Origin of the sequence: Winogradskyella sp. (assembly GCF_016744625.1) — a bacterium.
GTDB lineage: Bacteria > Bacteroidota > Bacteroidia > Flavobacteriales > Flavobacteriaceae > Winogradskyella.
Window position 1 is genome coordinate 1 of the sequence record NZ_JADGDZ010000142.1, and the last position, 5,043, is coordinate 5,043.

Consider the following 5,043-nt stretch of genomic DNA (forward strand, 5'->3'; position numbering starts at 1 on the left):
ATTCATAATCATTAAAACTAAGTTTAGCATTCTGTTTCTTGAAATCTATCAGTTCAGATACATCCATTTCAAAAGCTTTAGCAAACACTAAAATATTAGTAAGTGAAATGTTGCGTTCACCACGCTCAATCATTCCGATATAAGTTCTATGAAAGCCTGTTAAAAAAGATAATTTCTCTTGACTCAGTCCTGCCTGAGTTCTTAAGTGTCGAACTCGGTTCCCAAATTCTTGAAGTATGAATTGATTTATCATCAATCAAAACTATACTTATTGTATGTGTAATTCAACATACAATAAGTATAGTTTTGTTATATTTGGAGAAACATAATATTATGAAAAAATACGCTAGAAAAAGCGATGTTGATGGCAAAGGAATGAATAGTGGATATTGTTTTGGTGATGGAGATTTTTATTGTCAAAATGATGAACAGGCTAAACAATATGTTGAATCATTAGGATTAGATTGGGAAGAAGAACTAAATAAATTTAACACCAGAGAAGAATGGTTCTATTATACAGATTGGGAGGAAATTGATAATGATGAATATTTTGATGTTCACGGAAATAAATATGGAACGTGTGAGAATTGCATGAAAGAATTAAGAATTTTAGAAGACAATTATAGCTGTAATAATTGTGGTTTTTAAATTAATTATCCTACAAAAACAAACAACCGCTCCATACTTTCTTTAGTCGATAAGTTTTCCGCATGCCAGGAAAAGGTGGTTTTTGCACCTTTTTCCCAAATGCATTTAAAGTCTTCTGGTGCATTGTATTCGCTTATAAAAATATGGTGACCAGCTTTACTTTGTTGTCTGCACCAATCCCAAAATTGGGTATGATCAAAAGTGTCTCTGTATTTAGTCGTAGCAGCATATGGAGGATCGCAATAGATAATGCTGTTTTTAGGAATCTCTATATCCAAATACGATTTACAAGACAATTGCACGCCTTCTAGTTTTGGCACTTGCTTAGTGATGTTTCGGTAATGTTCGCCCCAATAATCGCGCTTTCCTTCTTTATCGCGTCTGTAACCTGCAAACCATTTGCCACCAAAAGAATTAAACCCAACATAACCGATTAAATGTTTTGGGTATTGCTCTTGGTTATACTTTATGTGTTTGTACTCGTCTTCGCTTATTAATTGTGGCGGATTCCAATTGTCGTAAATTAAGGCTTGCCACATCGCCATGAGTTCCTGGTGTTGGTCATTGGCTATGCGGATGCCATCTACCTTGTCAATCATATTCATGCCACCAGCAAAAGGTTCAAAATAAGCTTGCTTAGGTTTTCTGTCTTTCAGAATAATTGGTAGTAAATCTTTGGCAAAACGTGCCTTGCTTCCCATGTACTTCATTAGGCAGTTTTCAATTTAGGTTGTACAAGAGCTATAATTACAAAAGTCAATATGGCTGGTAAGACCCAACCTAAACTATGCTTTGCTAAAGGAATATAATCTGTAACGTTTTTTAAGCCTTCCGTAGGACTAATAAACCCAATCACATCTGGTATACTAAATACCATCGTAACAATTACCACAGCTCTAAACACTAATGGAGTTCCTAGTTTTTCAGGTAACACATTCAATAAAATCAATACAATAGTTATTGGATAGATACATAATAATACCGGAATGGCAATTACAATTATGGAATGGAAATTGAGTTGCCCAACTCCAACTCCTGCAATACAAGCAATGACTGCGGTCACCACATAAGCTGTATTAGATTTATGAAACAAGCCTCTAAAATAATCTGCTGTTCCTGCAACAATACCAATGGCTGTAGTAAAACAGGCTAAAGAAATAAGAATACTTAAAACGGTGTTTCCAAATTCGCCTAAAGACGCAATACTTATACCTCGTAATAAATTAGCGCGTTGCATATCACTACTTAAGTCTGAGTTCACTTCAATTTCAGAACCATAATAAGCTCCAACAGAAATTAAACCTGCATAAATAATAAACAGGCCTGTACCTGCTATAAATCCGGATTGTCTTATGAGTTTGCGTTTAGACTCAAACGCTTCAACCTTCATGTTTTTAAAATTCAAGGATATTATAATTACCGCTCCTACTACAACGGCTCCAATAGCATCAAAGGTTTGGTAACCTTCTAAAATTCCGGTGACAATTGGTGTTTCAAATGTTGAAATTCCAGGTGTAAATGCAGAAGACGATAAACCTATACCAATGACTGCCAAAAGCATAATAACAATGAAAGGCGTTAAAAACTTCCCGATAAGATTCAAAATTTTTGAACGGTTAAGTACAAAAACTAAAACGAGCGCAAAGTAAATAGCACTTGTCAATAACGGACTAGTACCAAATGCAGGATGTATGGCAATTTCATGCGTGGCAGCTGCTGTTCTTGGAGACGGAATGGCCACGGAAATGATGTAGATGATGATACAGTAAATTAAACTAAAGGTTGGTGATACTTTTTTACCAAAATCGTACAACGTGCCTTGCAGTTTCGCGTGTGCCAGAATTCCAATAATCGGAATGACTACAGCTGTAATCATAAAACCTACGGTTACCCAAAACCAATTTTCACCTGCATTATAGCCCAATAATGGTGGTAATAACAAGTTTCCTGCTCCAAAAAATAAAGAGAATAAAGCAAAACTGGTAACTAAAAGTTCTTTACGTTGTATGTTCACCTAGTTAGTTTTCTTAAGTTCTAAATCGTGAAAATCGAAGCTGAAATCGGTAATAGGCGCAATGTATTTCATGGTTGCAGAAACCGCTTCTTCTTTTTCATTGAAAGTAAATTGCATAAAGACATCTGCATCGTAACTTCTATCATTCCACTTTACAACAAAAGTTGTGGGATTATATGGTAGTAATTCTCCAAACAATCTTGAGGAACGTTCACATTTAATAGAATAATTTCCATTTTTATTAGAAATAATAATATCACCAAACCAATCGTCGGTGTACGTGCCAACTATTTGATTTGGATCTGGAAGCGTAATATAGGTTTTAGCCTTAGCAACCTCGTTATAAACATCTACTTTTATGCTATCATTATATTTTAAATAATCTGCATTACGTGTGCCATATCTTTTTAACCAACCTCTGTTTTCATAACCTAAGTATGAATCTTTAATCGTATTGGTAATGGTATTAAAAGCAGAACCATTCATTTGATTAGTTAGTACTACAATTGCCAAATCTAAATCAGGAATCATTGTAAACTGAGTCACAGTTCCTATCAAACCTCCTGTGTGATAGACTTGTTTGTAGCCGCCTTTAACATCAGTGACAAACCAACCTAAACCATAACCTTTAAAGTTTGAATTATAAGAATCGTTTGCTCTTACATTTAAAGGAGTTTGTAATTGCCATAACTCATAAAATAAGCGTTTATCTAATAAACGCTCTCCGCTTTCAGTAACCGCATCATTCATTAAAAACTTGGCCCAAGTCATCATATCATTAATGTTACTTACAATGCCTCCTGCAGGGTTTGCAGTTTCACTCCAATCGTGCGGAATCTGAATCACCTTGCCTTCTGCTCTGGTATGTGCATCGATAATATTGGATTTATCTGTCACACGATTATAAGAAGCTTTGGAATTTTTCATGCCAACAGGCTTCATAATCTTGGTTTCTATAAAATCTTCCCAAGACAAACCACTCACACGTTTTAAAACTTCTCCTGCGATAATAAACATGTTATTATTGTAAGCAAACTTGCTTCTAAATGAGGTTTCTGGTTCTAAATATTTTACATTATTAATGACGTCATTTACATCAAAATCATTGCCTTCTGGAAAGAACATTAAATCACCAGCTCCAAGTCCCATGCCGCTTCTATGTGTTACCAAATCTCTAACCGTAAAGTTTTCAGTTACCCAAGCATCGTGCAATTGAAACTCTGGAATGTGCTTTCTAACTTTATCATCCCATTTCATTTTCCCTGCATCTACCATCATGGCTAAAGCAAAACAGGTAAAGCCTTTACTGTTGGATGCCACACCAACCAAGGTATTGTCGTTCATGTCTTTTTCAGTAGTTAACGAACGGACTCCATGACCTTTGGCATAGACTATATTTCCATCTTTTAAAACACCTACGGAAATACCAGGCACATCAAAAGTGGTTAGAGTTTCTTCAATTAGTTTATCGAGTTCTGCTTCTTCAATTTGTGCAGATAATGTAATACTACTTAAGAATACGATTAATACTAATAGTCGCTTTAAAAACATGTGATTTATATTTAATTTGAAAGAACTCAAATATACTAAAATGTTAGTGATGATTAGACCATAAAATTGGTTTCAAAATATATCTTTGCTACTATGTTATTAGAATACAAGAACATAAATATCAACTACACAGTTTCAGGAAAAGGATCTACTGTAGTTTTATTACATGGCTTCCTTGAAACCTCTGCTATGTGGAACAATCTTATACCTGAATTATCCAAGAACAATCAAGTCATTTGTATTGACTTATTAGGTCACGGTCAAACAGATTGCATAGGTTATGTTCATACTATGGAAGCTATGGCTGATGCTGTTTTTAAGGTTTTAAATCACCTAAACATTAAACATGCTCAATTCATAGGACACTCAATGGGAGGTTATGTAGCTATAGCCATGGCTGCAAAAGAACCTCAACGTTTTAAAAGTTTATGTTTAATGAATTCGACTTTTGATGCGGATGATAATGAACGAAAAGAATTAAGGACACGTGCCAATAAAATGGCTAAAACCAATTATGAAAGTTTAGTACAACTATCCTTTTCCAATTTATTTACATTTCAAAGTAGAGAAACTTACAAACAAGAATATTTAGAAGCATTAAGCATTGCATTACAAACTTCAGTACAAGGTTATATTGCGGCACAGGAGGGAATGAAGCTTAGACCAAATCGATTAAAAGTCTTTAAAAACCTACAAGCCAAAAAGCTCATTCTTATCGGTAAAAAAGATTCTCTTATTGATCGTAAAAAACTCATTAATCAAATCAAAAATTCAAACATCGATTTTGAAGAATTATCAGAAGGACATATGAGTCATATTGAGAATAAACC

General features: G+C 34.4%; 6 protein-coding genes. 2 read left to right on the plus strand and 4 right to left on the minus strand.

Going from position 1 to position 5,043, the window contains the following annotated elements; translation table 11 throughout:
• Positions 1-253, minus strand: a 253-nt coding sequence (locus tag QZZ53_RS16775; RefSeq protein ID WP_296386840.1) for a helix-turn-helix transcriptional regulator, incomplete at its 3' end; no start/stop codon positions are given.
• 80 nt (positions 254-333) lie between these two features.
• On the opposite strand from QZZ53_RS16775, the gene QZZ53_RS16780 reads away from it, so the two are divergent.
• Positions 334-648 carry a hypothetical protein gene (locus QZZ53_RS16780; protein WP_296386842.1) on the plus strand — a complete coding sequence of 105 codons (315 nt, stop codon included), beginning with the start codon at positions 334-336 and terminating at the stop codon, positions 646-648.
• 5 nt (positions 649-653) lie between these two features.
• Here the strand turns inward: QZZ53_RS16780 and QZZ53_RS16785 are convergent, their stop codons facing one another.
• From QZZ53_RS16785 to QZZ53_RS16795, 3 genes are read right to left on the minus strand one after another with little or no spacing between them, the layout of a single operon-like run.
• Positions 654-1,358, minus strand: a complete 705-nt coding sequence (locus tag QZZ53_RS16785) for a DNA adenine methylase (RefSeq protein ID WP_296386845.1) — start codon at positions 1,356-1,358, stop codon at positions 654-656.
• Positions 1,358-2,662 (minus strand): branched-chain amino acid transport system II carrier protein, encoded by a 1,305-nt coding sequence (brnQ, locus tag QZZ53_RS16790; RefSeq protein WP_296386850.1) that lies wholly within the window; start codon positions 2,660-2,662, stop codon positions 1,358-1,360. Before brnQ ends, QZZ53_RS16785 begins: the two co-directional genes overlap by 1 nt.
• The gene (locus QZZ53_RS16795; RefSeq protein WP_296386852.1) at positions 2,663-4,213 is read right to left on the minus strand and encodes a serine hydrolase; all 1,551 of its coding nucleotides are present in this window, start codon (positions 4,211-4,213) and stop codon (positions 2,663-2,665) included.
• 93 nt (positions 4,214-4,306) lie between these two features.
• Between QZZ53_RS16795 and QZZ53_RS16800 the strand changes: the two genes are divergently transcribed.
• Positions 4,307-5,043, plus strand: a 737-nt coding sequence (locus tag QZZ53_RS16800; protein ID WP_296386855.1) for an alpha/beta hydrolase, incomplete at its 3' end; no start/stop codon positions are given.